Origin of the sequence: Cecembia lonarensis LW9 (genome assembly GCF_000298295.1) — a bacterium.
Lineage (GTDB): Bacteria > Bacteroidota > Bacteroidia > Cytophagales > Cyclobacteriaceae > Cecembia > Cecembia lonarensis.
Genome location: NZ_AMGM01000011.1, coordinates 19,573 through 44,984, shown reverse-complemented (window position 1 = coordinate 44,984; position 25,412 = coordinate 19,573). Strand labels below are relative to the sequence as shown.

The 25,412-nt window shown below is 40.2% G+C and carries 27 protein-coding genes; 14 read left to right on the top strand and 13 right to left on the bottom strand.

Annotated elements, in window-relative coordinates; genetic code table 11:
* Position 1: 1 nt before the first annotated feature.
* On the top strand, positions 2 to 943 hold the full coding sequence (gene queG / locus B879_RS05485; RefSeq protein ID WP_009184159.1) for a tRNA epoxyqueuosine(34) reductase QueG: 942 nt from the start codon (positions 2 to 4) through the stop codon (positions 941 to 943).
* A gap of 154 nt (positions 944 to 1,097) precedes the next feature.
* Complete coding sequence (locus B879_RS05480; RefSeq protein ID WP_009184158.1) at positions 1,098 to 2,270, top strand: hypothetical protein; 1,173 nt, start codon at positions 1,098 to 1,100, stop codon at positions 2,268 to 2,270.
* A 30-nt stretch (positions 2,271 to 2,300) separates the two neighbouring features.
* Here B879_RS05480 and B879_RS05475 read toward each other — a convergent pair whose 3' ends face one another.
* Positions 2,301 to 2,492, bottom strand: a complete 192-nt coding sequence (locus B879_RS05475) for a hypothetical protein (RefSeq protein ID WP_009184157.1) — start codon at positions 2,490 to 2,492, stop codon at positions 2,301 to 2,303.
* Positions 2,493 to 2,612: 120 nt separating this feature from the next.
* Here B879_RS05475 and B879_RS05470 point away from each other — a divergent pair, with 120 nt between their 5' ends.
* From B879_RS05470 to B879_RS05455, 4 genes are all read left to right on the top strand, one after another.
* Entirely contained in the window at positions 2,613 to 4,061 is a 1,449-nt protein-coding gene (locus tag B879_RS05470; RefSeq protein ID WP_009184156.1) for a BatD family protein, read from the top strand.
* On the top strand, positions 4,054 to 5,136 hold the full coding sequence (gene aroC / locus B879_RS05465) for a chorismate synthase (RefSeq protein WP_009184155.1): 1,083 nt from the start codon (positions 4,054 to 4,056) through the stop codon (positions 5,134 to 5,136). The genes B879_RS05470 and aroC overlap by 8 nt, the downstream gene beginning before the upstream one ends.
* A gap of 12 nt (positions 5,137 to 5,148) precedes the next feature.
* Complete coding sequence (locus tag B879_RS05460; RefSeq protein WP_009184154.1) at positions 5,149 to 6,519, top strand: dicarboxylate/amino acid:cation symporter; 1,371 nt, start codon at positions 5,149 to 5,151, stop codon at positions 6,517 to 6,519.
* Between the two features lie 109 nt (positions 6,520 to 6,628).
* On the top strand, positions 6,629 to 7,291 hold the full coding sequence (locus B879_RS05455) for an FAD-binding oxidoreductase (RefSeq protein ID WP_009184153.1): 663 nt from the start codon (positions 6,629 to 6,631) through the stop codon (positions 7,289 to 7,291).
* Positions 7,292 to 7,299: 8 nt separating this feature from the next.
* Here B879_RS05455 and B879_RS05450 read toward each other — a convergent pair whose 3' ends face one another.
* The 3 genes from B879_RS05450 to tpiA are packed head-to-tail and all read right to left on the bottom strand — an operon-like array spanning position 7,300 to position 9,095.
* The gene (locus B879_RS05450; protein ID WP_009184152.1) at positions 7,300 to 7,488 is read right to left on the bottom strand and encodes a hypothetical protein; all 189 of its coding nucleotides are present in this window, start codon (positions 7,486 to 7,488) and stop codon (positions 7,300 to 7,302) included.
* Positions 7,485 to 8,315, bottom strand: a complete 831-nt coding sequence (prmA, locus tag B879_RS05445) for a 50S ribosomal protein L11 methyltransferase (protein WP_009184151.1) — start codon at positions 8,313 to 8,315, stop codon at positions 7,485 to 7,487. The genes B879_RS05450 and prmA overlap by 4 nt, the downstream gene beginning before the upstream one ends.
* An 18-nt stretch (positions 8,316 to 8,333) precedes the next feature.
* On the bottom strand, positions 8,334 to 9,095 hold the full coding sequence (gene tpiA, locus B879_RS05440) for a triose-phosphate isomerase (protein WP_009184150.1): 762 nt from the start codon (positions 9,093 to 9,095) through the stop codon (positions 8,334 to 8,336).
* A 74-nt stretch (positions 9,096 to 9,169) separates the two neighbouring features.
* Between tpiA and B879_RS05435 the strand changes: the two genes are divergently transcribed.
* Positions 9,170 to 9,670 (top strand): regulatory protein RecX, encoded by a 501-nt coding sequence (locus tag B879_RS05435; RefSeq protein ID WP_040400307.1) that lies wholly within the window; start codon positions 9,170 to 9,172, stop codon positions 9,668 to 9,670.
* 58 nt (positions 9,671 to 9,728) lie between these two features.
* Positions 9,729 to 10,235 (top strand): hypothetical protein, encoded by a 507-nt coding sequence (locus B879_RS05430; RefSeq protein WP_009184148.1) that lies wholly within the window; start codon positions 9,729 to 9,731, stop codon positions 10,233 to 10,235.
* A gap of 39 nt (positions 10,236 to 10,274) precedes the next feature.
* On the opposite strand, the gene B879_RS05425 is transcribed toward B879_RS05430, so the two are convergent.
* From B879_RS05425 to pdhA, 4 genes are all read right to left on the bottom strand, one after another.
* The gene (locus tag B879_RS05425; protein ID WP_009184147.1) at positions 10,275 to 11,594 is read right to left on the bottom strand and encodes an aspartate kinase; all 1,320 of its coding nucleotides are present in this window, start codon (positions 11,592 to 11,594) and stop codon (positions 10,275 to 10,277) included.
* A gap of 36 nt (positions 11,595 to 11,630) precedes the next feature.
* The gene (gene ribH / locus B879_RS05420) at positions 11,631 to 12,107 is read right to left on the bottom strand and encodes a 6,7-dimethyl-8-ribityllumazine synthase (RefSeq protein WP_009184146.1); all 477 of its coding nucleotides are present in this window, start codon (positions 12,105 to 12,107) and stop codon (positions 11,631 to 11,633) included.
* Between the two features lie 85 nt (positions 12,108 to 12,192).
* Complete coding sequence (locus tag B879_RS05415) at positions 12,193 to 12,903, bottom strand: tetratricopeptide repeat protein (RefSeq protein ID WP_040400305.1); 711 nt, start codon at positions 12,901 to 12,903, stop codon at positions 12,193 to 12,195.
* 117 nt (positions 12,904 to 13,020) lie between these two features.
* Positions 13,021 to 14,040, bottom strand: a complete 1,020-nt coding sequence (gene pdhA, locus B879_RS05410) for a pyruvate dehydrogenase (acetyl-transferring) E1 component subunit alpha (protein WP_009184144.1) — start codon at positions 14,038 to 14,040, stop codon at positions 13,021 to 13,023.
* A gap of 105 nt (positions 14,041 to 14,145) precedes the next feature.
* On the opposite strand from pdhA, the gene recF reads away from it, so the two are divergent.
* Entirely contained in the window at positions 14,146 to 15,252 is a 1,107-nt protein-coding gene (gene recF / locus B879_RS05405; protein ID WP_009184143.1) for a DNA replication/repair protein RecF, read from the top strand.
* Here the strand turns inward: recF and B879_RS05400 are convergent.
* The gene (locus B879_RS05400; RefSeq protein WP_009184142.1) at positions 15,249 to 15,668 is read right to left on the bottom strand and encodes a DoxX family protein; all 420 of its coding nucleotides are present in this window, start codon (positions 15,666 to 15,668) and stop codon (positions 15,249 to 15,251) included. The two genes, recF and B879_RS05400, sit on opposite strands and share 4 nt — an antisense overlap.
* 117 nt (positions 15,669 to 15,785) lie before the next feature.
* On the opposite strand from B879_RS05400, the gene B879_RS05395 reads away from it, so the two are divergent.
* Complete coding sequence (locus tag B879_RS05395) at positions 15,786 to 16,907, top strand: TlpA family protein disulfide reductase (RefSeq protein WP_009184141.1); 1,122 nt, start codon at positions 15,786 to 15,788, stop codon at positions 16,905 to 16,907.
* Positions 16,908 to 16,959: 52 nt separating this feature from the next.
* Here B879_RS05395 and B879_RS05390 read toward each other — a convergent pair whose 3' ends face one another.
* Complete coding sequence (locus tag B879_RS05390; protein ID WP_009184140.1) at positions 16,960 to 17,865, bottom strand: nucleotidyltransferase family protein; 906 nt, start codon at positions 17,863 to 17,865, stop codon at positions 16,960 to 16,962.
* Positions 17,866 to 18,159: 294 nt separating this feature from the next.
* Between B879_RS05390 and B879_RS05385 the strand changes: the two genes are divergently transcribed.
* Entirely contained in the window at positions 18,160 to 18,498 is a 339-nt protein-coding gene (locus B879_RS05385) for a P-II family nitrogen regulator (protein ID WP_009184139.1), read from the top strand.
* A gap of 85 nt (positions 18,499 to 18,583) precedes the next feature.
* On the top strand, positions 18,584 to 19,816 hold the full coding sequence (locus B879_RS05380) for an ammonium transporter (protein ID WP_009184138.1): 1,233 nt from the start codon (positions 18,584 to 18,586) through the stop codon (positions 19,814 to 19,816).
* A gap of 90 nt (positions 19,817 to 19,906) precedes the next feature.
* Here B879_RS05380 and nadC read toward each other — a convergent pair whose 3' ends face one another.
* Both nadC and B879_RS05370 read right to left on the bottom strand, forming a co-directional pair.
* The gene (gene nadC, locus B879_RS05375; RefSeq protein WP_009184137.1) at positions 19,907 to 20,767 is read right to left on the bottom strand and encodes a carboxylating nicotinate-nucleotide diphosphorylase; all 861 of its coding nucleotides are present in this window, start codon (positions 20,765 to 20,767) and stop codon (positions 19,907 to 19,909) included.
* A gap of 27 nt (positions 20,768 to 20,794) precedes the next feature.
* On the bottom strand, positions 20,795 to 21,202 hold the full coding sequence (locus B879_RS05370) for a DUF4783 domain-containing protein (RefSeq protein WP_009184136.1): 408 nt from the start codon (positions 21,200 to 21,202) through the stop codon (positions 20,795 to 20,797).
* Positions 21,203 to 21,383: 181 nt separating this feature from the next.
* Between B879_RS05370 and gpmI the strand changes: the two genes are divergently transcribed.
* Both gpmI and B879_RS05360 read left to right on the top strand, forming a co-directional pair.
* Positions 21,384 to 22,907 (top strand): 2,3-bisphosphoglycerate-independent phosphoglycerate mutase, encoded by a 1,524-nt coding sequence (gpmI, locus tag B879_RS05365; protein ID WP_009184135.1) that lies wholly within the window; start codon positions 21,384 to 21,386, stop codon positions 22,905 to 22,907.
* Between the two features lie 74 nt (positions 22,908 to 22,981).
* Complete coding sequence (locus tag B879_RS05360; protein WP_009184134.1) at positions 22,982 to 23,539, top strand: hypothetical protein; 558 nt, start codon at positions 22,982 to 22,984, stop codon at positions 23,537 to 23,539.
* Between the two features lie 596 nt (positions 23,540 to 24,135).
* Here the strand turns inward: B879_RS05360 and serS are convergent.
* A complete protein-coding gene (serS, locus tag B879_RS05350) occupies positions 24,136 to 25,407 on the bottom strand; it encodes a serine--tRNA ligase (protein WP_009184133.1) in 1,272 nt (423 codons plus the stop codon).
* Positions 25,408 to 25,412 lie beyond the last annotated feature (5 nt).

Genomic DNA, 25,412 nt, shown 5'->3' with positions numbered 1-25,412 from the left:
CATGAATACGGAAAAGGCAGATAAATATGCAAACATTATTAAAACCCAGGCCAAAAGCTTGGGATTTGATTTTTGTGGTATTGCCAAAGCAGATTTCTTGGAAGAAGAAGCCCCAAAGCTGGAAGCCTGGTTAAATCAAAATTACCATGGCAAGATGGGCTATCTGGCCAATCATTTTGATAAAAGGCTAGATCCAAGGTTACTGGTCGATGGAGCCAAAACTGTAGTAAGTCTGATTTATAACCACTTTCCTGTAAAAGAAATACCTTCGGGTCCAGAAGATCTCAAGTTGGCAAAATACGCTTATGGTGAAGATTACCATTTTGTAATAAAAGATAAGCTTAAAACCTTTCTTCAGCACCTGCGGGAAGAAATAGGAGAAATAGATGGTAGGGCTTTTGTGGACTCTGCTCCAGTCATGGAGCGACAATGGGCGCAGAAGGCCGGTTTAGGCTGGCAGGGGAAAAACAGCCTTTTGTTGAACCGTACCATGGGCAGTTTTTTCTTTTTAGCTGAACTGATTATAGACTTGGAAGTAAGTCCGGACCCGCCAATGGTTAAAGATTACTGTGGCACTTGCACAAGATGTATAGATGCTTGTCCTACGGATGCCATTGTCCAAGCAGGGGTTGTTGATGGATCCAAGTGCATATCCTATTTTACCATTGAGCTGAAAGAAGAAATACCTCAAGAGGTTAAGGGGAAATTTGAAAATTGGGTTTTTGGTTGTGACATCTGTCAAGACGTCTGCCCTTGGAACAGATTTTCTAAACCTCATCAAGAACAAAGGTTTTTGCCTCATCCCGACCTGGCAGCATTTACCCGGAAAGACTGGGAAGAGATAACCCTAGAGACCTTTCAAAAAGTATTTAAGAATTCACCTCTGAAGCGGGCTAAATTCGATGGTTTGAAAAGAAATATTGATTTTTTGGTAAAAAAATAATTTTGAACATTCCTTTCAAGTGTCAGAAGTTCCCTTTTCAGATTGATACAAATTAAGTTTCTTGTTTTCATTGGTTTAAGGGGAATATTTTTTATAACAATACAATTTCAAAATCATGAATACTTCTTCTTAAATTTGACCTAAACCTACACTTATGAAGTTTATCGAAGTCAATTCCCCAGCATTGGAGTTGGAGTTTTTGAAAGTTCATGATGCCATGAACTGCGAAAATCCCAATTGGATTAAGCCATTAAACAAAGATGTGCTTGAGGTGTTTGATAAGTCCAAGAACAAACATCTCCAACATGGAGAAGCCGTACGTTGGTTCCTACAAAACGAAAAGGGTGAATCCATTGGAAGGATTGCTGCCTTTGTTAACAAAAGGTACAAAAATAAAGGCGATACTTTTCCAGTTGGAGGAATAGGTTTTTTTGATTGCATCAATGACCAAAAAGCAGCGGATCTGCTATTTGAAAAGGCTAAAATTTGGTTGGCAGAAAAAGGCATGAAGGCCATGGATGGACCGATTAATTTTGGAGATAGAGACAAGTGGTGGGGACTTTTGGTTGATGGTTTTCATGAGCCCATTTATAACATGAATTACAACCCACCCTATTATCAAAGCCTTTTTGAAGGGTATGGATTTCAGGTTTTTTACAACCAGATTTGTTGGGCTCTTGAAGTGGCCAGTGAACAAAACCAACTTTCGGCGAAATTTTATGAAAGTCATGCCAAGTACTTCTATGACCCTGATTTTACAGTAAAGTATCTCAAAAAGAATAAACTGGTCGATTTTGCCAAAGACTTAAGTACAGTTTACAATAAGGCTTGGGCTAAGCATGAAGGCAACAAAGAAATCAGTCATCAACATGCGTTGAAGCTTTTGGAAAGCATGAAACCGATTTTGGATGAAAAATTGATTTGGTTTGCTTATCACAAGGGTGAGCCAATAGTGATGTGGATTAATTTACCAGACATCAATCAGGTCATCAAACACCTGAATGGGAAGTTTGGACTCTGGGAAAAATTAAAGTTTTTATTTTTCAAGACCTTTGGGAAAAACCGGAATTTTGTAGGGATTGTTTTTGGCATAGTACCTGAATTTCAGGGGAAGGGTTTGGATTATTACCTGATTGTCGAAGCAGAAAAAGAAATCAAAAAAACCAGACATTACAAGAAATTAGAATTGTACTGGCAGGGTGACTTTAATCCAAAAATCTTAAATATTTCTAAAAATCTGGGTGGTAAACAAAGTAGGAGGATGGTTACTTACAGGTATTTATTTGATAGGTATCAAAAATTTGAAAGGCATCCCATTTTGTCTTGAGCAAAAAAGCCCCAATATTGGGGCTAAGGTTTAACCTGCTAAACTTATGAAGTACTTGTTCAGTACCGGTTCATAGTTGTTGGAGAACTTGCGATAACACCATTCTTTGAATTCTTGAATTTCTGCTGGAAGCAACAAATTCAAGGCCTTCCTCAATTCTTTTTCGAAGAGCCTTCCATCAAAGCTTACCTTCATCAAAACTGTTTTTACGTACTCTAACATATCTCAAAGAATTTTACTGGTTTAATGTAAAACAACTACATCCTTGAATACGATACTATCAAAGGTTTGTTGCGTTTAAAATATAAAGTTAATTTGCGGTCATTAAGATCAGATCACAGTATGTTTAAAACGAAAGTCACCCTTTTCTTGGTATCTTTTTTGGCAATTATTTCTTCCTCCCTTATGGCTCAGGAAGTGAACATAGAACTTGGACCTGATGAAATAGGCCTTAATGAAACTTTCAGCATAAAAGTCACCATTTCCAATGACCGGATTAAGTCTTATGATGAGTTTCCCGATATTTTAGGTTTTCAGAAACAAGGCATTTCTCAATCTTCTTCTATGAACATCATCAATGGTCAAGTAACCAGTACGAACAGTGTCATACAATATTATAAGCCAAACAGAAGGGGAGAGTTTTCATTAGAGCCATTCTCCGTAAAAATCAATGGTTCATCATATAGTTCTCCCGGTAAAAAAATTACGGTATTAGAGCCGAGAACCAGTCAGAGGCCGGGTGTGTTTGATCCTTTTGATGATTTGTTTGGCAGCAGAACCCGTGAGGAACCGGAATTCATAGAAATAGAGGATGATGCCTTTTTTGCTTCCTCGGTAGATAAATCAGAAGTATTTGTTGGGGAAGGGTTCAATGTAAGCCTGGCGTTTTACATGTCAGAAACCAATCAGGCTCCCTTTCAATTTTATGAACCTGGCCGACAGTTGGATGAAATATTGAAAAAAATGAAGCCCTCCAATGCATGGGAAGAAAACTTCAATATTACTAATATTCAACCTGAAAGAATCACTCTAAATGGGAAAAACTGGATTAAGTATAAGGTCTATGAAGCTACTTTTTTCCCTTTTTCTGATGGGGAAATTGTTATTCCACCGATTGCTTGGGAAATGATAAAATACAGGGTAGCCAGAAACCCCACATTTTTTGGGAGCAACAGGTTAGAGGATTTCAAGACTTTCTATTCATCGGCAAAATCGGTAAATGTAAAGCCTTTACCGCAGCATCCTTTGCGGAATGAAGTCAGTGTGGGGGTGTACCAGCTAAGAGAAAACATCAGTACTTTTGAGGTTGAGACCGGAGAGGGTTTTACATATAACTTCGGCATTAGTGGAGAAGGCAACATCAATTCCATATCTGCTCCCAGAACGAGACAGATCCAAAAGCTGAACACCTTTGACCCTAATGTCCGACAGCAGATCAATCGGGGAATGGGTAAAATCCGAGGTGTTAAAGAATTCAACTATTACCTTACGATCAATGAACCGGGAGAGGTTAAGCTGGCCGATCATTTTGAATGGATTTATTTCAACCCTGTATTGGCCAAGTACGATACCTTGAAACCGAATGCAGTCATCCGCGTTACAGGAGAATCCAAGGTGAACCAGGCTATTTCTAAGCAGAGGTTGGGCGGCATATACGATTTGATCGAAGTAGAGAACAATAAACTTTCATACCAGCGATATAAATACTATTTTTCGCTATTTATCAATTTATTATTGGTCGGCTCATTGGTTTTGTTGGCCATACTGATTATCAGAAGAGGAAATGGGTAATACTTTCGGAAAAATATTTAAAATCACCACCTTCGGAGAATCCCATGGGTTGGGCTTGGGTGTTACGATAGAGGGCTGTCCAGCCGGGTTGGCTATTGATGAAGGGTTTATTCAAAGCGAAATGCAAAGAAGAAAGCCTGGACAATCAAAAATTACTACCCAAAGGAAAGAAGAGGATGAGATCAAGATCTTGTCTGGTGTATTTGAGGGTAAGAGCACAGGAACTCCCATTGGTATGGTTATCATGAATACCGACCAAAAAAGTAAAGATTATAGCCACATATCGGATAAATTCAGACCTTCACACGCTGATTTCACTTACTTTGAAAAATACGGCATTCGTGATTACAGAGGTGGAGGAAGAAGCAGTGCAAGGGAGACGGCTGCCAGAGTTGCTGGAGGAGCTGTTGCCAAAATGTTATTGCAGCATTTTGGAATCACTGTTCACGCCTATGTTTCTCAAGTTGGAGAATTAAAACTTGATAAGCCATATCAGGAAATGGGATTGTCACAGGCAGAAGACAATATAGTGCGCTGTCCTGATCCCGCCATGGCGGAGCAAATGATTTCCTACATTGATGAAGTAAGAAAGAGTAGGGATACCGTTGGAGGTGTGATCACTTGCGTGGCCAAAGGTGTTCCTGCAGGACTTGGAGAACCCGTTTTTGACAGATTGCATGCAGAGTTGGGAAAAGCCATGCTGAGCATCAATGCGGTGAAGGGCTTTGAATATGGTAGCGGATTTAAAGGGGTCACCATGAGGGGATCGCAGCATAATGATGCCTTCTATCAGGATGGAGACAAGGTGAGGACTAAGACTAATTATTCAGGAGGAATCCAGGGAGGTATCTCGAATGGAGAAGACATTTATTTTAATGTGGCCTTCAAACCTGTAGCTACCATTATGCAGGATCAGGATTCAGTGAATGAGGCCGGAGAAGCGGTAACGGTATCCGGGAAAGGCAGGCATGACCCCTGCGTAGTACCCAGAGCAGTTCCTATAGTAGAAGCCATGGCAGCCTTGGTTTTGGCTGACTACTTATTGATTGGCCGTACAAATAAGTTATTGATATAAAAATTATACAACATGCTTAAAAAGATACCTTTACACACCCAAATCATTATTGGTTTGGTCCTCGGCTTGATATTTGGTTTGGTCGTGATTCAATTTGGGTTTTCGCCAGACTTTACAGTAAAGTATATCAAACCAGCAGGTACGATTTTTATCAATGCCTTGAAAATGATCGCTGTGCCCTTAGTGCTTGCATCACTAATTGTTGGGGTAGCTAATCTGGGGGATATATCCAAACTCTCAAGAATTGGGGGTAAAACTATATTGGCGTATCTATTGACAACCGTCATTGCCATAAGTATAGGTTTGTTATTGGTAAATTTTTTCGAGCCAGGGGAGCAGTTGCCGCAAGATACCCGGGATAAATTGATGACCCAGTTTGACGATCAGGCAGGATCAAAGGCGACCAAAGCAGCGGATATTAGGGATCAGGGTCCATTACAGCCCTTAGTAGATATTGTTCCAGAAAATCTTTTTGCTGCTGCTGCGGATAATGGAAGCATGCTGCAAGTGGTATTCTTTGCCATCATTGCAGGTATTGCCCTACTGCAGATTGAAAAGGCAAAAGCCAAGACCTTTATAGCCTTTTTTGATGCGCTCAATGATGTAATCATCAAAATAGTGGAGTATATCATGTTGATTGCTCCCTATGGTGTTTTTGCCCTGATGGCCTCCTTAATTGTGGAAATAGCCGGAGATAATCCAGAATCAGCAGTAGAGCTACTGCTTGCCTTACTGAAATATACCTTGGTTGTCTTAGGTGGTTTGATTTTGGTAATAGTAGGTGTATATGCCCTCATGTTGAAATCCTTCACTAAAATTTCATTCCGGGATTTTATAAAGTCATTGAGACCGGCGATGTTATTGGGTTTTTCTACTTCTTCCAGTTCAGCTACCCTTCCGGTGACCATGAAATTGGTAGAGGAGGAAATCGGCGTCTCTGAGGAGGTTTCCAGTTTTGTGCTGCCCTTGGGTGCCACAATAAATATGAATGGTACGAGTTTGTATCAGGCAGTGGCTGCCGTGTTTATTGCGCAGGCATTGGGTATGGATCTGACGATATCTCAGCAGTTGACCATCGTATTGACCGCTACCTTGGCTGCAATTGGTTCGGCAGGGGTTCCCGGGGCTGGCTTGATCATGTTGATAATTGTATTGGAAGCTATCGGAGTACCTGGTGCGGGTGTAGCCCTAATCATTGCCCCTGATAGAATCTTGGATATGTTCAGGACTGTAGTCAATGTAACGGGTGATGCCGCCGTCTGTGTCACAGTGGCTTCAACAGAGGGAGAACTTCCAGCTGGCCTGATCAGAAAGTCCAATCCATTTACATCCAATGAAGGCTTGGAGGATGTGGAGCCTACAAAAGAGCAAGAGGTGAATTGACCCCTTCATACAATAAAAATAATGTTGATATCATTCATGCATTTGACAGAAAACTAAACATATTCTCTGTCTTACGTATGTATTTATATAACCAAATGTATTATTGATAATGTATGAAGTAAAAATAAATGACCTGTTTTCTTTGACCCATGATGTAAAAAGGATCATTACCGAGAAGCCCAAAAACTACAATTTTTCTCCTGGTCAAGCCACCGAAGTGGCTATCAAACAAGAGAAGTGGGAGAATGAAAAGCGCCCTTTTACCTTTACCTCTTTGCCTGAGGATGATTTTTTGGAGTTTGTCATCAAGTCCTACAGAGATCATGATGGGGTAACCAACCATATTGATAACTTGGTAATTGGTGATAGTTTATTGATTGATGACCCGTGGGGTGCCATTCAATATAAAGGAAAGGGGGTTTTTATTGCCGGGGGAGCTGGAATAACCCCTTTTATTCCAATTTTTAAAGACTTGGTTAAAAAAGGTGAAATTGAAGGTAACAAGTTGATTTTTGCGAATAAGACTCGGAAAGATGTTATCATGGAACCCTATTTTTTTGATATTTTAGATGAGGATTTCATTTCAGTTTTGGAGAAAGAAAACTTAGAGGGTCATGAGCATGGCATGATTAATATGGAGTTCCTTAAAAAACACATCAATGACTTTTCACAAGCCTTTTATGTTTGTGGGCCGGATCAAATGGTCAAGGATATCTACAAATTTCTAGAAAATTTAGGAGCTGATCCTGAGGGAATTGTTTTTGAAAAATAGGAAAGGTATCATTTTAGTCCTTCTTTGTATTTGAACCAGAAATAACCTGGAAAAATAAGCGCCTTGAGTTTCCAGTCATTTCTTTCCTGTAAACTCAAGGTTTTATTTTCGTGAATTTTCTTATACATTTTGGCTGCCATGAGCGTATGTGCAATCAGCAATAGAAAGATGATTGCATAGATAATCAGTTCTGTCATGGTTTCTGAAAGGACATAGCTGCCCAGTTTTCCTTAACTTTAGTTTGTATAAGTTTAAGGCCAAAACCATTGGCCCGTTGTTCAATATCGGCAGCATCATGCTCATAAAAGCCGCTTAAGAGCAAGTAAGCATTGGATTTTAGAAGGGAGCTGTATACTTCCATTTCATCTAGAAGAACATTTTTATTGATATTGGCCAGTACAATATCAAAACTCCCTTGTGGATTAACTTCTCTTATGGTTCCCTTGCCCATTCTAACCGCTGTCATTCCATTGAGGTCAAAATTTTCATTCCCATTATCCACACACCATTCATCAATATCAAATGCTTCCACTGAAAATGCCCCCAATTTCTTGGCCATAATCGCCAGAATACCAGTGCCTGCTCCGATATCTAAAACCCTTTTATTGGTATGGTCTATTTCCAGTTGATGGGAAATCATCAGATAGGTAGTGGCATGGTGACCTGTGCCAAAGGACATTTTTGGATTGATCAGAATTTCATAAGGGAAATCTGATTTTGCCTCATGGAAAGAAGCCCTAACATAGACTTGGTTATCTACCATGATGGGATCATAATGTTTTTCCCATTCCTCATTCCAGTTTACCTTTTCCATTTTCCCCTCCTTCACCTTGATGTTGGCCTGGTTCTGGTACCTTTGAATTACCTCTTCGAAGTCAGCCCTCACGAAGGTGTTTTCTTGGATATAAGCATCAAAGCCTTCATCTGTTTCCAAAAATGAATCAAAACCTACTTCTGCCAATTCAGCTATAAGGATTTCCCTGAAAACTTCTGAGCAGCTTACTTTAAATTCTAAGTATTGCATAGCACTGGTTCCTGAAACTTAGAACGACTTAATGATATCTACAAAGTCTCTGGATTTGAGTGAAGCCCCTCCTATCAGTCCACCGTCCACATCGGCTTTGGAAAAGATATCTTTCGCATTACCGGGATTACAGCTACCACCATAAAGGATAGAAAGGTTATCCGCTATAATTTGTCCATATTTGGAAGCAAAGTGAGCCCTTAATGCTGCATGCATATCCTGAGCCTGATCAGAAGAAGCAGTCTTGCCAGTCCCGATCGCCCAAATAGGTTCATAAGCTATGACAATTTTTGAAATTTCTTCATCGGAAAACCCAAATAGACTCTCAGTCAATTGGTTTTTGACATATGCTTCATGTGTACCAGCTTCTCTGATTTCCAAGGGTTCTCCGCAACAAAATATTGGGGTCAATCCATTTTCCAAGGCTTGCCTGGTTTTGGTTGTCAGCAATTCGTTGGATTCTCCAAAATACTCTCTTCTTTCGCTGTGCCCTAGGATGACGTAATCAGCACCGAAGGAAGCCAACATGCTAGCAGAAACTTCCCCGGTAAAAGCTCCTGATCCTTTATCAGAGCAGTTTTGAGCTCCTAGAAAAAGGTTTGGCGTATTGCCAATCAGTTTTTTGACAGGGTAAAGGTGGACAAATGGAGGGTTAAGGACTACGGTTACATCTTTATCGTTTTCGTCCTTCAGCATATTGACAATTTCTGAGGTAAGTTTTTGACCATCCTCAAAATTCAGGTTCATTTTCCAGTTTCCGGCTACAATTTTTTTGCGCATGTTGTTTAAAGGTTTGATGAATGTATTTGAAAAAAATAACCATAGCGGTTACTTTGTGGTCAAAAATACATAAAATGTCCTACGCACGAAAAGATTATGGTGCCGAACATACCAAAAAGCCTTGGTCCTTGGCAGAAGCCAAGGTCAAAATTGCGGCATATTGTGCTTATCAGGAGCGATGCCAGGAGGAAGTGAGGACAAAATTAGCCGAGCGGGGTATTTTTGGGGCCGAGGGGGAAGATTTGATTGCTACTTTGATCACAGAAGGCTTTCTCAACGAGGAAAGGTTTGCCTGTGCTTTTGTTAGGGGCAAATTTGGCCTTAAGAAATGGGGGAGGAATAAGATACTGATGGAGTTGAAAATGAAAAAAGTTAGCCCTAATTGTATCAAAGCAGGTATGAAGGAAATTGACCAGGATGAATATTGGGAGGTACTATTGCGCCTGGCTTCCAAAAAGTGGGAGACATTAAAAGAAACAGTACTTATCAAAAAGAAGTACAAATTGCAGCAATACCTTATTGGGAGGGGCTTTGAGCCTGACCTGGTCCAAATGGCCATTCAGGAGATGATTTGAGAAGAAAATTTTTAGAAACAGAGAAGAAAAGAGTAATTTGCAACATATTTCATGCGCTATGATTCAGAAATTATTTCCATTGGACAAAAACTATATCCTGCGCCAGGCACAGACAGTGATGGAAGAGGAGATGCTGGAGTTGATGGTTTTTGAATTGAAAAAGTCATATACCTTATTATATAATCCACTGATGTTAATGGATGAGACTTTTGAAAAAATCCTGGATAGCCATGAATATCCCAAAGAGAGATTACGTATGATTTATAGGCAGTTGTGTGGGGTATATCGGTATAAAAATGGCAATAACCAGTTAGAGCTTCTATTTGATGGACGGAGTCATGTGGATAAGTTTAAAGAAGACTGGTACATGCAATTGTCCCATTGGCTAAGGGAGATGGGCAATTATGAACCTTATGTGAAGAATATGTTGCGCATGACTTTGTTATTTGATTCGGATTCCAGGGCAGAATGGTCTGAAAATCAATGCAAGGCTTTTATCAATCAGTTTTTTGAACTGAGAATTGTCAAACGAAAAGGAGAATTGAGGTTACTCAAGACTGCATAAAAAAACAGGGCCTTTGAAATTTCAAAGGCCCTGTTTTTTTTACCACTCAAAAAGCCCTTCATTCAAGGCTTGTAATGAATCATTTTTATATTTGGCTTCCACCAGAATAGAAACATTATGTCTACTACCTCCATATGAAACCATTCGTATCGGGATTGCTTCCAGGCTATTCATAATTTTGGCCATAGTGCCTTTAGACTCTGCAATCAGGTTGCCTACAATGGATATGATGGTTTGGTTTTTATCAACTTCAACCAATCCATAGGCTTCCAGTTCTTTAACGATATCGTCCAAATGGCTTAGGTCATCAATGGTTACAGAGACGGCTACCTCTGAGGTGGTAATCATATCTATAGAGGTCTTATATTTTTCAAAGACTTCAAAAACTTTTCTCAGAAAACCATAGGCCAATAGCATTCTGCTGGACTTAATTTTAATTGCAGTGATACCATCTTTGGCTGCCAAGGCCTTAACTCCAGTCCCCAACTCTTTCTTGGTTATGGTAGTTCCTGCTGCATCAGGCTCCATGGTATTGAGTAATTTAACCGGTATATTGTATTGCTGTGCTGGCCAGATAGAAGCAGGGTGCAGAATTTTAGCCCCAAAATAGGCCAGCTCTGCTGCTTCATCAAACGAAAGTTGGGCGATTGGCCTTGTTTTGTTTACTACTCTTGGGTCATTGTTGTGCATGCCATCTATATCCGTCCAAATTTCTACTACATCTGCACTCAGCGCTGCCCCAATTAAAGAGGCCGAGTAATCTGAACCTCCTCTTTTTAGGTTGTCTACTTCGTTTCGGTGATTTTTGCAGATATAACCTTGTGTCACAAAAATCCTGTCTTCTGAAAAATTGGCCAGGATAACTTTCAGTCTTTCTGAGATCTTTTTCAATTCGGGTTCTGCATTTTCATCGATACTCATGAAATCCAATGCAGGAAGGAATACTGCCGGAATGTCCAATTCCTGTAATAAAGTGTAAAAAAGCTTGGTAGAAAGTAATTCGCCTTGGGCTAAAATATCCCTGTTAATGGCTTCATTAAAAGAAATTTTGAGGATGATGTTTAAAAATTCAAAATGTTCTTTGATGATTTTTTCAGCTTTTGATCTACCAGCTTCTGTTTTTAAAAGGGATTTATAAAATTCCAGATAATGTTGATGTAGTGCATCAATACGCTCTTTGGCCAGTGTTTTATTGGCAGTAGCCAAAGCATCTCCTATGGATACCAAAGCATTGGTGGTTCCTGATAGCGCGGATAGAACTACAATTTTTCTTTCGTTGTCACGGGTAATTAAATCTTTTACTTGGTGCATTCTTTCGGGTTTTCCTACTGAGGTACCCCCGAACTTCATTATTTTCATAATGGACTTTGGTTTAAGGTTTGAGTTGTGGAAGGACTAGAATCCAAGCATTTTCACAGCAGTAATGGCTGCTTCATCGCCTTTATTACCATGTTTGCCTCCAGCCCTGTCTAAGGCTTGTTGCATGGTATTTGGCGTCAAAACACCAAAGATGACAGGTTTGTTATATTTGAGTCCTACTTGAGTGATGCCATTCGCCACCGCATCACAGATAAAATCAAAGTGTCTAGTTTCTCCTTGTATGACACAGCCCAAACAGATGACCGCATCAATTTCCTCTATTTCTGCCAACCACTGGGCACCAAGGGTCAGCTCAAATGATCCAGGGACATTTTTCCTGAAAATGTTATCTTTTTTGGCACCATGCTTCAATAATGTGTCCAAAGCTCCGGAAAAAAGGGATTCGGTAACCTGATCGTTCCATTCAGATACCACAATGCCAAATTTCTTATTAGAAATATCCAAGATGTTTTTGTCTGAGTATTGGCTCAGACTTTTTAATGATGTTGCCATAATTTGAGTGGTTAGGGTAACAAATAAAAAAAGTAAGGCCATTCACGGCCTTACTTCTATAAGAATGCTTGCAAGTGACAAAGCATTACTTAGAGGCAAGGCCTTCCAAGCGAGCTCTGTGCTTTCGTGCGTTGGTAAATTCAAAAGACTCGAAGTATTTGTCTTCTATGATCTGATAGGTTTTAATGGCATTGGCAATGTCTCCTGCTTCTTCATAAGCAATGGCCAATTTGTTCAGATACCTGGGCGCGAAATGTTTGTTTTCTTTATGATCGACTGCTTTTTTATAAGCAGCAATAGCGTCTTTGGTGTTTCCCAGTTCCAGATAAGCATCTCCCAATAGGGCAAAAGCTCTTGCTTGCACAAAATAATCATTGGCGGAGAATTTTTTCAGGTGATCTACTGCCTTCTGAAATTGTCCCTCAGAAAGGTAAATTGAACCTAAGTAAAAATGGGAAAGATTGGCTGCCTCTGTTCCTTTATACTGATCTATTATTTTTAGGAAACCAGGATTTGAACCATCGCCGTTCAACGCGAAATCAATGCTGTCCTGCTCAAAGTAATAGACAGCCTGAAACATTTCAGCTTGGCCTTTTTTATTTTTATTTTGCTTGTCAATCTGGAAATAAAGCACTCCTGCCATTAGCAAAATGCCGGCAATGAGAACACCTCCAAATACTTTAGCATTCTTTTTGACAAAGGCCTCGCCCCGTTCCAGTCTGCTTGCAATCTCTTCCGGTTTTTCCAAAAGCTCATACTCAACTTCAGGAGCTTTTTTCGTTTGTTTCTTAGCCATTCTATTAAATTTTTCGCCCGCAAATATAAGGCTTTTAATTAATTCACAAATAGAGATAAAAAAACAGCCATGAATGTTTTTACTCAAATTCATGGCTGATTTTGTATTTTCTTTTAATTATTCCAGCACGAAAGGATAGTCTTCTTGGATGTATACATCCTTAAAGGCGTCCTGACCATCTGGCCAAGGTGAATCCTCGGCAAACTGAACTGCATCTGCCACTTGCTTTTTAACCCTTGCGTCGATTTCAGAAATTTCATCCTCAGTAAGGATTTTATTATCCAAAATGGTTTTTTTCACTTGTTCAATAGGATCACGCATCTTGTATTCTTCCACTTCTTCTCTGGTCCTATATTTCTGCGGATCGGACATGGAGTGACCTTTATAGCGGTATGTTCTGAATTCAAGAAGTGTTGGCCCATCACCTTTTCTGGCACGCTCTGCAGCTTCTGCTACGGCTTCATGTACTTCTTCTACATTCATGCCATCTACCGGGAATGAAGGCATGTCATAGGCCTCACCAATGGTATAAAGCTCTGTTACATTGGAAGTCCTAGCGACCGAAGTACCCATGGCATAGCCATTGTTTTCGATGACAAAAATGACAGGAGTCTTATAAAGCATGGCCAAGTTTAGGGCTTCGTGTACAGCCCCTTGTCTGACGGCTCCATCACCCATATAGCAGATACATAGGTTTTTGGTACCTTTGTATTTTTCGGCAAAGCCAATACCCAGTCCCATAGGAACTTGCGCGCCAACGATACCATGACCTCCCATGAAGTTCCTTTCCTTGTCAAAAATGTGCATAGAACCACCTTTACCTTTGGTAGTTCCAGTGGCCTTACCATACAATTCTGCCATCACTGCACCTGGGTCTGTTCCAAGGCCTAGTGGATGCGCATGGTCTCTGTAAGCAGTGATCCACTTGTCATCTTTTTCCAGCGCAGTGATTGCACCGGAGGCACAAGCCTCTTGTCCAATATATAGGTGACAAAATCCTCTGATTTTTTGTTGTCCATACAGTTGGCCTGCTTTTTCTTCAAAGCGCCTCATCAAAAGCATGCTTTCATACCAATATGCATAAGTTTCTTTGGAATATTTAACTTTAGCTTTGGTTGGAGTACTCTTTTTTGCCATATCGTTATTTATAAAATATGCTAAATTAGGCCTCAAATATAATCAAATGGGCTGAATTTTAAGGCCAAACGCGAAAATAGTCAAAAACCCCACAGTTTCTGCAAGATGTACCTCAAAAATATCCGCCTGAAGTATTTTAAAAATTATGACCATGCTGAGGTGCAGTTTTCCCCAGAGATAAACTGTTTTGTGGGGATCAATGGCAGTGGAAAAACCAACCTCTTAGATGCCATACATTATCTTTGCCTTACCAAGAGCGCGATCAATGGGATGGATAACCTCAACGTGCAGCATCAAAAAGAATTTTTTACCATTTTCGGGGATTTTGAATTGGAAGGTAAGGAAGTTGAAATCAAATGTATTTTTGAGTCCGGGAAGAAAAAGCAATTGTTGCAGAACGGCAAAGCTGTAGAAAAAATGAGTGACCATGTAGGACTGCTTCCTGTGGTGATGATTGCGCCAGATGATACGCAGCTCATTAAAGATGGCAGTGAGGAAAGGCGACGGTTTTTTGACAATATGCTTTGCCAGTTGAGTAAAAGCTACATGGAGAGTTTGGTTCGGTACCAACATTTTCTAAAGCAGCGGAATGCACTGATCAAGCAGTTCTCCGAACGTGGGCGTTGGGATAAAAATTACATATCTGTGTATGACAAGGAAATCATAGCCCTATCAAAACAAATAGCTTTGAAGCGGGCCGAGTTCATCAAAGAGTATGAGCCTTTACTAAGGACATTTTATGCTGAAATTTCAGGAAACCAAGAGGACATTGGCATATCTTATGATACCCATTGTCTTGGTGTTAATTTTGAACAGGAGTTTTTTTCCATGGCGCAAAAGGATTTTATCCTCAAAAGAACGAACAAGGGGATCCATAAGGATGATTTCGTTTTCGAAATCAAAGGTTATCCCCTTAAAAAATTTGGCTCTCAGGGTCAACAAAAATCCTTCCTGATAGCACTCAAGCTGGCACAGTTTCAAATTTTTTTACAGCATAAAGGGACGAAGCCAATTCTGCTTTTGGACGATATTTTTGATAAACTTGACGATCACCGGATCCAGAAATTGATGCAGTTGGTAGCAGATCACCGCTTTGGGCAATTGTTCATCAGCGATGCCAGACCTGAACGTTCCAAAGCAATATTACGGAATATAGCTTCAGAATGTACCTTTTTCTCCATCAAAGACGGTGTTTTAAAGACGGGAGCTTAATAACCTCTTTTTCTCTTCCTTATTTGCGCGTCCATGGAGTATTTTCCAGGCCCCATGATGAATTGAACGACAAAGATCAAAAGAAATAATAAGGCTTTTTCTTTGCCAGAGAAAGGGTCATCCGCATGGACAATAAAGGTTACCACACTCATGGTAAATATTAATGGAATGAGGGAAAGTCTGGTCATGAACCCTAGGGCCAATAGAATGGCGCAGAAAAACTCTGCGAAAATCGTTGCCTGTAAGGACAAGGCCGGGCCCAATCCAATCGGGTCTCTGAAAGTGGACAATCTGGCGCTGAAATCAGATATTTTAGCCCAACCATGGGTAATCATCATTAGGGCTGAACCCACCCTCAATAGAAAAAGAGCGATATCAGAACCATAGGAAGAGGAAGAGAAAAATAACTTTTTCATGATTCAGTCTTGTTTGTTATGTGATTAAGCTTCTCAAAATTAATAAGAATTATACATCTCCTTATTATATTCGTCCGTTAATTCGTCAGAATAAGAGCAATAAAAGCAATAAATTTTATGAAAAAGATCTTTTTTTCCCTCCTGCTTAGTCTTTTGGCTTATCCAATCTTCGCTCAGGCTCCATCGCAGGCTTTTGCAGATTACATGAGCGAGATGCAAAGATTGATACAGGAAGAACTTTATGGGCGTGTGTCTGAAGTGATTTATGATACAGAAGAAATACCGGAGCAGCAGGTTTTCATCAGTTTTTGCCAAGATGTAGAAAAGGATTTTATCGGGATACTGGATGCTTTTAGGAACCGATTATCTCTGGAAGAGCAGCGACAAGGAACCCAGTTCACCCAAACCATGGTTATTCAGTTAGGGGAATTATACCTCGATAGGGCTGAGGCGCTGGATGTTGAGGAGAGAACGGATTTTTTCAGAACTTTTATACTTGAAATGGGATATGATAAAAATATCGAAGTACTGACGGAGGATAATTCACGTGCAATCATCATGGGCATTTATTCAGCCCTGAACATTCCTTTTGGTATGCCAAATACCCAGGTGATGACATACATCTACGCAGAAGAAGAACCTATCAAAGCATTGTACCAAGCAGCCTATATTATCAATGAAATGGCCATGCTCAATGAAACGTATGATGCACTTTTTGCCATGACTGAGGGTTACAGAAAAGACTATCCAGAATCCCGTTTTAATGAAAATTTGAATGTGACCTTGGCTTCTTTGGAAAAGTTAAGAGAAGGTGCCTTGGTTGAGAATTTCGCTTTTCTGGATTTGGAAGGAAATCAGCGTGTTCTTTCCGAGTTTAAAGACAAAGTAATCTATCTGGACCTTTGGGCAAGTTGGTGCGGACCCTGCATCAATACTTTTAAAACCAAAACCCCGGACTTTGAAAAGAAATTGAGAAAGCATGAAGATATCGTCTTGATGTACATTTCAGTAGACGAAAAACAGGATCCTTGGAAAAATTACCTTGATAAAAACCCTATGAGAGGTGTACATCTTTTTGCCGGTAAGGGTTTTGAGGCAGATATCATGAGGTACTTCAAAGTATGGGGAATTCCCAGGTATTTGATAATCGGAAAAGATAATAAACTGGTGAGCCCTAATGCGCCAAGACCAGGAGAGGAAGCTTATGCTGCTTTGATGGAAATTATAGCTTTGCAGTAATTGAAAATGCCGGATTTCTTCTATTTGAAATCCGGCATTTTAATTTGTTCACTTACGCCCAAAGATTTTCGGGATACTCCCCATCCTCATGCATTTTTTTGAGGGATTCAATGACCACAGGTTTGTCTTCCGTGTAGGTTACACCGAACCATGTTTTACCACCTTCCAGAATTTCGAAGGCTGCTTTTCCTGATTTTATCAGGTTATTGGCCACTGTGGGGATAAAGAATTCGGATTTGCGATTCTCTTTGTTGGCGGGCAGAAATTCCTCCCACATTTTTTCAATATCACTGAAAACAGACTGGTGGAAGCCCCAGAAGTTCATCGATACAGGTGTTCCTTCCTGGATTTCCAATTCTTCTCCTTCACCTTTTGAGATGATTTTATCTTCAATTCTTGCAATAGAAGTTCTTTCCACCATCCCAATGAGCTGATTTGCTGCATTCATGGTACAGACGCCACGGCTAACTGTGCCATGCTCAGAAAGGACATTTTCAATGGCATAGCCTACCATAGCATGCAAGTGAGGTTGAACGCCGGTAGAAAGAAACTTGCCCAGAATGTCAAAGGATTCCTTACCATAAAAATCGTCGGCATTAATGACGGCAAAAGGCTCTGCAATGGCATCTTTAGCACAAAGTACTGCATGTGCTGTGCCAAAAGGCTTGACCCTTTCCGGATTTCTGTAAGCTTCAGGCACAAAACTATTCAAGGATTGAAGCACAAAATCCAATTCGATTTTGCCTTCTAATTTTGGGACTAAGAGATCTTTTGCTGTCTGAAGGATTTCCTCTCTCACAATTAAGACCACTTTACCGAAGCCAGCTCTGATGGCATCATAGATAGAGTATTCTAAAATGGTTTCTCCATGAGGTCCGAATCCGTCAATTTGTTTGTTTCCTCCATAACGGCTGCCCATCCCGGCTGCCAAGACCAAAAGTGTAGGTTTACTGTGCATATTTTCAAATCATCAAATAAACCTCAAAATTAGGTTTTTCCTTCTTTAAGAAAAACTAAAGTAGAATTATCTTATGCCAGGTGAAGTTTTATACTTATAGGTTTTTAAATAAGCCTATAAATCAATATAGGTTTAAAGATTGTAAAAAAAAGGTTCTTTAATAAGCCTAAAAATTGTAATTATGCATAAAAAATCAAAAATAAGGCTAAAATAAAAACCAAAATTTACTTTTTTTTAATATTTATTTTAGATTAGCGTTGAATTCCTATTAAACCCTTTCAAAAATTATCTAAAATGAAAAAAATAGAAGCTATTATTAGAACATCAAAATTTGAGGAGATACATCAATGTATCGCTGGGCTTGGAGTTAAGTTCTTCACCTTTTATGAAGTAAAAGGAATGGGGATGGAGCATCCCAAAGTGCAGACCTACAGGGGTGTAGCCTATGAGCCAGCTTACATTCCCAGGACAAAAATTGAAATTGTGACAGCGGATGAACATGTAGAAGAAATTATACAATGCATTCTCAATAAGGGTCGAACCGGGGAGGTTGGTGATGGGAAAATATTTGTATATGAAGCCCTGAGTGCTTACCGTATCAGAAACAATGATACGGGAGAGACCGCATTATAATATACGCATGCAGGCGAAAGGAAATCACGGTGAAATTCCGTGAGAAAAGAATCAGTTTCTTAAAAATCTCAAATCTAACAAACCTATGAATCAAGAATTATTTACTATCAATAACCTTTGGGTGATGGTGGCCACTTTGTTGGTTTTTGTCATGCACCTAGGCTTCGCAAGTTTGGAAGCAGGGCTTACCAGGGCCAAAAATACGGTTAACATTTTATTTAAAAATACGCTCATACCTGCGATTGGGCTTTTGACTTATGCCTTTATTGGCTTCAACCTGATGTATCCGGGGGATGCTTTTGAAGGAGGTTTTATTGGACTCGGAGGCATTGGTATTTCACTTCCAGAAGCATGGAATACCAGTACATATAACGAAGGCTATACCTTTTTTACGGATTTTATTTTTCAGGCAATGTTTGCAGCGACAGCAGCTACCATTGTTTCCGGAGCTGTTGCTGAACGGATCAAATTGGGTCCCTTTCTTTTCTTCTCTATTCTATACGTAGGTATTTGCTATCCAATTGTGGGAATGTGGAAGTGGGGTGGCGGATTTTTGGACACCTTAAGCACACCTTTTTATGATTTTGCAGGCTCTACCATAGTCCATTCTGTAGGAGGATGGGGCGCATTGGTTGGTGCTTTTCTTTTAGGTCCTAGGTTGGGAAAATATACAGAATCCGGAATGCGGGCTATTCCCGGTCATAGTATTCCTTTGGCTACCATAGGTGTCTTCCTGTTATGGTTTGGCTGGTTTGGCTTCAATGGAGGCTCAGTGTTGAGCGCAGATCCAGGAGAGGTTTCCCTTGTATTTGTAACTACGGCGATTGCAGGTGCGTCGGGAGCTTTTGGTGCACTTTTTACATCTTATATTAAGTTCAAAAGTTATGATATCACCATGGTATTGAATGGGATTTTGGCTGGATTGGTAGGAATCACAGCAGGTGCGGACCTGATGGGCGTAGGGGAGGCAGCCATCATTGGTTTTATTGGTGGTGTCTTGGTAGTGTTGGGTGTGGTATTTTTTGATAAGATCAAGATTGATGACCCGGTCGGTGCCATATCAGTTCATTTGATAGGAGGTATATGGGGCACTTTAGCAGTAGGTCTTTTTGGAGATTTGGCCGGTTTTCAACAGGTTCTTTCCCAGTTGATCGGAATTGGTGTAGTTGGAGCTTTCTGTTTCCTGACGAGTTGGATCATGTTTTTCTCTCTCAAAAGGAGCATTGGTATCCGGGTAGATGAAAAAGAAGAATTGGAAGGCTTGGATATCAATGAGCACGGGATGCAGGCTTATCCAGATTTTGCTCCTAAAGATTGAGCCTGATGATTTTAAAAAAATAGCTGTTGCCAAAAAGCAACAGCTATTTTTTTTGATCAATTATCAGATTATTGGAAGCATTGTTGGCTTCTAATACGCTTTTAGACTGATGTCTAGGCTTTTTACCTGGTGGGTAAGCGCGCCGACAGATATATAATCTACGCCGCATTCCGCTACATATTTTAGGTTTTCTTCTGTAATCCCACCGGAAGCTTCAAGAGGATATCTTCCCGAAACCATGTCTACGGCTTTTTTCATGGTGGCATAGTCCATGTTGTCCAGCATGATGTAATCAATACCACCTACTTCCAAAACCTGCTCTACCTCATCCAGTGTTCTGGTTTCGACTTCTATTTTCAAATCCAGTCCTTTGGTTTTAAGGTATTCTTTTGTTTGCCTAATAGCCTGAGGAATGCCCCCAGCAAAATCTATGTGGTTATCTTTAAGCATAACCATATCGTAGAGTGCAAAACGGTGGTTTATTCCCCCACCAATCCAAACTGCCCATTTTTCCATCAGCCTAAAATTGGGCGTGGTTTTTCTCGTGTCCATCAATTTAGCTTTGGTATGCTTGATGAGCTGGTTCAATTGATGCGTTTTAGTAGCGATTCCGCTCATGCGTTGCATGCAATTCAATATCAATCTTTCTGTGGTCAGGATGGATGCCGCAGATCCTTTGACCGTTAGGCCAATATCGTCTGGTTTTACTTCCTGACCATCCTTGAGTAGCAGCTCTACTTCAAGTGAAGCATCATATTGTTTAAAGATCATCTGGGCCAGCTCAAGTCCAGCAATGACTCCTGCTTCCTTGATTATAAGTTTGGCTTTCCCTTTTTTGGATTTTGGAATGGCACCTAGTGTTGAATGGTCTCCTTCTCCCACATCCTCCTGAAGGGCCTGTTGAATAAAAAGATGGATTTTCTCCTGATTGAGGTAGCTAGGTCTATTCACGACCCAAAAATAGTAAAAAAGACGGATTTAAGACTTTACAATATCAATGCTGTAAAATTTTACCTGGCCATTATCCTTTTTGCCCCGAATAAATACCCGAAAAGCAACATCTTCCGATTTGTAAATGCCTATGTAATAAATCATTTGTTCCTGATTGTTCCCTTCGTGAAGCAATTGGAAGTCAACAGGCGGAAATTTCCTGAAGAAGTCTCTCATGACCAGTTCAGCCTGATTTTTAGAATAATCACCTTGATTGCCATTAATATTTATGGTAATTCCTTGGTCGAAGTACCTGGCCAAATCCCTACTTGATCCCGACTGAAAAACATGTAAAAGTTCCTCTTTCCAATCTGCAGAATGACTGGTATTGGTTTTGCCCTGAGCAACCGTAATAATGACGGAAAGAAGAATGCCTAAATAAATCATTAATTTCATTGGCAACTTACCAAACAAATATTAAGCCAAAATCCTTTACTCAGTCTTTACAGAAGGTATTTTTCCTTCTATTTATGTATTTTAAAATTTCATTGAGTGATTTTTGTGGACTAAATAAAGAATCCTCATTTTTACAATTGGTTTTAACAAAGGGATGTACGATCATCCAATAAAGAAACACATGGAAAAGAAAGTTTTATTAATGATTTTGGATGGATGGGGTCTAGCCACCAATCCGAATGTCTCTGCGATTGACAAGGCCAAAACACCATTTATCGATAGTTTATATCAAAAATATCCTCATGCCAAACTGGATGCCTCAGGCTTGGCAGTAGGCTTGCCGGAAGGACAAATGGGCAATTCTGAAGTGGGTCATATGAATATTGGTGCCGGTAGGGTGGTTTATCAGGACTTGGTTAAGATTAACAAGGCCATTGTTGATGGGGAACTGAACGAACATCCTGTGCTTAAGGAGGCTTTTGCATATGCCAAGTCTAATCGCAAGAAAGTCCATTTTATTGGGTTGGTCTCCGATGGTGGAGTCCATGCTCACATCAACCACCTAAAGGGCCTTTGTGATGCCGCAAAAGCAAATGGTCTGGAACAAGCTTTTATTCATGCTTTCACAGATGGTAGGGATACTGATCCCAAAAGTGGAGTTCATTTTCTGAACGAGTTGAGGGAGCATTTGCAACATTCAGTTGGTACGCTGGCATCTGTTGTGGGAAGATACTATTCGATGGATAGGGACAAAAGGTGGGAGCGTGTCAAGCTTGCCTACGATGCATTGGTTTTGGGAGAGGGAGAGCGCTCTAAGGATATCATTGCCTCAGTATTAAAGTCCTACTCCAATGGTGTCACAGATGAATTTATTCGTCCAATCATTCAAGCGAATGGAGAAAATAAGCCACTCGCTGTAATTGAGGAAGGCGATGTGGTGATCAATTTTAATTTCAGGACAGATCGTGGTAGAGAGATCACTCAAGTGCTTACTCAACAGGACTTTGAAGATTTCAACATGAAGAAGTTACCACTGCATTACATCACTTTCACCAATTATGATGAGACGTTTCGTGATGTGAAAGTACTTTTTGAGAAAGACAACTTGGGCAATACCTTGGGAGAGGTATTGGCTGCGAACGGCAAAAAGCAGATCAGAATCGCTGAAACTGAAAAATATCCCCATGTTACTTTCTTTTTTTCAGGAGGAAGAGAAAAAGTCTTTGATGGAGAAAGCAGGATTTTGTGTCCATCACCAAAAGTGGCCACTTATGACCTTAAACCGGAAATGAGTGCCCATGAAATTTCCAATAAAATAGGTCCTGAGCTTAGAAAAAGGGAAGTTGATTTCATTTGTTTGAATTTCGCAAATGCGGATATGGTAGGGCATACGGGTGTTTTTGAAGCAGCTGTAAAAGCTTGTGAAGCAGTAGATGCCTGCGCAAAAGAAGTGATTGAGCAAGCGCTCGCCAATGAATATACGACCATCGTCATTGCAGATCATGGTAACAGTGATGTGATGATCAATGAAGATGGCAGTCCGAATACCGCACACACGACTAACCTTGTTCCCTTTATAATGGTAGATAAGCAGGACAGACTTCATGTGAAGGATGGTAAATTAGGAGACCTTGCTCCAACTATCCTGAAGTTGATGGGTGTAGAAATACCCAAAGAAATGACTGGAGAAATTCTTTTGAAGTGATATATTTGGAGCCGGTTTTCCTAGTAAACCGGCTTATTTTCTGTTAATCTATACTATAGTAGCCCTTATGCACCATGAAAGTTAAATTTTACCTATTTCAAGTCTTAGTATTAGCTGTATTTTGGAGCTGTTCCGAAAATTCAGGGGTTAAAGGCGAGGAGCCCGGTTATTTTCCGATCAAGGAGTACATTGAAGTTCATGCGGAGAAATTGGTTGGTAAAAACCTTGTAAAAACGGTAAATGTAAATGGGGAGACGGAGAATAGTAACAGTACTCCCGACCTTGAGGAGATATTAAAGGAATTAGATTTCTTTATTCAGGCCGATATTAATAAGCCTGCACTGACAAATGCCTATGAAACCCAAAGGAGTGAAAGGTTTTTGATACATGAGATAAAAGAAGGGGAGAAGGGTAAGATAAAAAAAATAGTTGTGGAGTATTTAAGAGGCGATGTTAAGCAAGTCAGCTTTCAGTCGGTTACAGAAAACCCATTTTATTCTTCAAAAACCAGAGGAATTGTGATCATACATGACGTAACGGGTTTGATAGATAATTTTGCTGTGGAAACTTTACAGGAAGTGATTTTTTCAAAACCCAATAGGATCATCATTTCTGGACATTTTCGGGAATAAAAGAGGTTGTATCATTAGTCAAATGAAGGCCCTGAGATTTGGTCATTTGAAATTTGATTCAGATATCTTCCCGAATAAAAAAGAGGCTGTCCTAATTTATGAGACAGCCTCTTTTTTTATAAGCAGTACCTTAGGGCATGCTGAAAAACGCCAATTGGAGAATAATTTCTTTAAATTTTGATGAATACCCCATTTATTAAGCGTTGTCTTTTTAAGCAGGTGCAAACTTATTCAATGATCCAGTTTGATTTGCGTGCACCTGAAAATTTCAAAATTCGAAATTTTCAGGCTAGCCTCAGGCATACCATCTTCTTCATTGGGCTCATTCGAAGTATAAGCATACATCTTCACTCGCCCGCTTTGAAGCTGGCATACCTGAGGCTTTTTCAGCAAGCCCTACCTTAAACCTGAAATATGCATTAGAATTTCTACGCCACGGCCACACGTTATTACGAGCTCATCCGCCGCGGCGGACATAATCAATCGTTTCACTGCATTTAGCTCACTCACCAAAGAGATGATTGTGCTTCATTCGCCAAATGCTTGATTCTTTTGTGTTTTGAGCTCTCACAACGAACTCTAATGCATAATCCGGGTTAAATCACATCAAAGCCTAAATAAGGAATCAATACTTTCGGCATTTTTATGCCCTCTTCGGTCTGATTGTTCTCTAAAATGGCAGCTACAATTCTTGGCAAAGCCAACGCACTTCCATTTAGCGTATGAGCCAATTGTGTTTTTTTGTCCTCTTCCCTGTATCTCAATTTTAGTCTATTGGCCTGATAAGATTCAAAATTACTCACAGAACTTACTTCCAACCATCTTTCCTGTGCAGCTGAAAATACCTCCATGTCGTAGGTCAATGCAGAAGTAAATCCCATATCCCCACCACATAACCTTAATACCCTATAAGGCAATTCTAATTTTTGGAGAAGACCCTGAATATAGGCGCTCATTTCCTCCAACGCATCGTAAGAATTTTCAGGATGGGCTATCTGCACAATTTCTACTTTGTCGAATTGATGCAGACGGTTCAAACCACGTACATGGGCACCCCAGCTACCAGCTTCTCTTCTGAAACAGGGTGTATATCCTACATTTTTAATAGGAAACTCCAACTCATTTAAAATTACATCCCTGTACATATTGGTAATGGGGACTTCTGCTGTTGGGATTAAATACAATTTATCAGCCGTAGCTTCATACATTTGTCCCTCTTTGTCGGGAAGTTGTCCGGTTCCATAGCCAGAATCTTCGTTAACCAAGATAGGTGGTTGTACCTCTGTGTATCCTGCTTTGATGGCCTCGTCCAGGAAGAAGTTGACCAAAGCCCGTTGCAACCTTGCACCTCTGCCCTTATAAACAGGGAATCCTGCACCCGTTATTTTTACACCCAGTTCAAAGTCAATGATGTCGTATTTTTTGATCAACTCCCAATGCGGCAGTTTGTCATCAGGGAGCTCGGGTATGGTTCCATGACTCAATACTACTTCATTGTCTTCCGCTGATTTCCCTTTAGGCACTGAGTAATGTGGGACATTTGGGATGGAATATAAAAGCTGCTTTAAGTCTTCCTCATAAGTGCTGTAGGCCTCTTCCAAGGTCTTGATCTGCTCTTTTATTTCAGTTGTTCTCGTTTTGATTTTTTCAGCTTGTTCTTTTTTCCCATCCCTCATCAGCATCCCTATCTCCTTGGAGATGCTATTGGATTCTGCTTGCAGGCCATCTCTTTGGGCTTGGGTATCTCTCCGGTTTTTATCAATTTCCAAAACTTGGTGAAGTACCGCCTCTGCATGGGGAAAGTTACGTTTCTGTAAACCCTCCAATACGGTTTCAAAGTTATCCCTGATGGTATTGACAAGTAGCATATTCT

Bases quoted from the DNA above. Each gene is read 5' to 3' on its own strand.
- queG (WP_009184159.1), top strand. From the start codon at position 2: ATGAATACGGAAAAGGCAGATAAATATGCAAACATTATTAAAACCCAG.
- B879_RS05480 (WP_009184158.1), top strand. From the start codon at position 1,098: ATGAAGTTTATCGAAGTCAATTCCCCAGCATTGGAGTTGGAGTTTTTG.
- B879_RS05475 (WP_009184157.1), bottom strand. From the start codon at position 2,492: ATGTTAGAGTACGTAAAAACAGTTTTGATGAAGGTAAGCTTTGATGGA.
- B879_RS05470 (WP_009184156.1), top strand. From the start codon at position 2,613: ATGTTTAAAACGAAAGTCACCCTTTTCTTGGTATCTTTTTTGGCAATT.
- aroC (WP_009184155.1), top strand. From the start codon at position 4,054: ATGGGTAATACTTTCGGAAAAATATTTAAAATCACCACCTTCGGAGAA.
- B879_RS05460 (WP_009184154.1), top strand. From the start codon at position 5,149: ATGCTTAAAAAGATACCTTTACACACCCAAATCATTATTGGTTTGGTC.
- B879_RS05455 (WP_009184153.1), top strand. From the start codon at position 6,629: ATGTATGAAGTAAAAATAAATGACCTGTTTTCTTTGACCCATGATGTA.
- B879_RS05450 (WP_009184152.1), bottom strand. From the start codon at position 7,488: ATGACAGAACTGATTATCTATGCAATCATCTTTCTATTGCTGATTGCA.
- prmA (WP_009184151.1), bottom strand. From the start codon at position 8,315: ATGCAATACTTAGAATTTAAAGTAAGCTGCTCAGAAGTTTTCAGGGAA.
- tpiA (WP_009184150.1), bottom strand. From the start codon at position 9,095: ATGCGCAAAAAAATTGTAGCCGGAAACTGGAAAATGAACCTGAATTTT.
- B879_RS05435 (WP_040400307.1), top strand. From the start codon at position 9,170: ATGTCCTACGCACGAAAAGATTATGGTGCCGAACATACCAAAAAGCCT.
- B879_RS05430 (WP_009184148.1), top strand. From the start codon at position 9,729: ATGATTCAGAAATTATTTCCATTGGACAAAAACTATATCCTGCGCCAG.
- B879_RS05425 (WP_009184147.1), bottom strand. From the start codon at position 11,594: ATGAAAATAATGAAGTTCGGGGGTACCTCAGTAGGAAAACCCGAAAGA.
- ribH (WP_009184146.1), bottom strand. From the start codon at position 12,107: ATGGCAACATCATTAAAAAGTCTGAGCCAATACTCAGACAAAAACATC.
- B879_RS05415 (WP_040400305.1), bottom strand. From the start codon at position 12,903: ATGGCTAAGAAACAAACGAAAAAAGCTCCTGAAGTTGAGTATGAGCTT.
- pdhA (WP_009184144.1), bottom strand. From the start codon at position 14,040: ATGGCAAAAAAGAGTACTCCAACCAAAGCTAAAGTTAAATATTCCAAA.
- recF (WP_009184143.1), top strand. From the start codon at position 14,146: ATGTACCTCAAAAATATCCGCCTGAAGTATTTTAAAAATTATGACCAT.
- B879_RS05400 (WP_009184142.1), bottom strand. From the start codon at position 15,668: ATGAAAAAGTTATTTTTCTCTTCCTCTTCCTATGGTTCTGATATCGCT.
- B879_RS05395 (WP_009184141.1), top strand. From the start codon at position 15,786: ATGAAAAAGATCTTTTTTTCCCTCCTGCTTAGTCTTTTGGCTTATCCA.
- B879_RS05390 (WP_009184140.1), bottom strand. From the start codon at position 17,865: ATGCACAGTAAACCTACACTTTTGGTCTTGGCAGCCGGGATGGGCAGC.
- B879_RS05385 (WP_009184139.1), top strand. From the start codon at position 18,160: ATGAAAAAAATAGAAGCTATTATTAGAACATCAAAATTTGAGGAGATA.
- B879_RS05380 (WP_009184138.1), top strand. From the start codon at position 18,584: ATGAATCAAGAATTATTTACTATCAATAACCTTTGGGTGATGGTGGCC.
- B879_RS05370 (WP_009184136.1), bottom strand. From the start codon at position 21,202: ATGAAATTAATGATTTATTTAGGCATTCTTCTTTCCGTCATTATTACG.
- gpmI (WP_009184135.1), top strand. From the start codon at position 21,384: ATGGAAAAGAAAGTTTTATTAATGATTTTGGATGGATGGGGTCTAGCC.
- B879_RS05360 (WP_009184134.1), top strand. From the start codon at position 22,982: ATGAAAGTTAAATTTTACCTATTTCAAGTCTTAGTATTAGCTGTATTT.
- serS (WP_009184133.1), bottom strand. From the start codon at position 25,407: ATGCTACTTGTCAATACCATCAGGGATAACTTTGAAACCGTATTGGAG.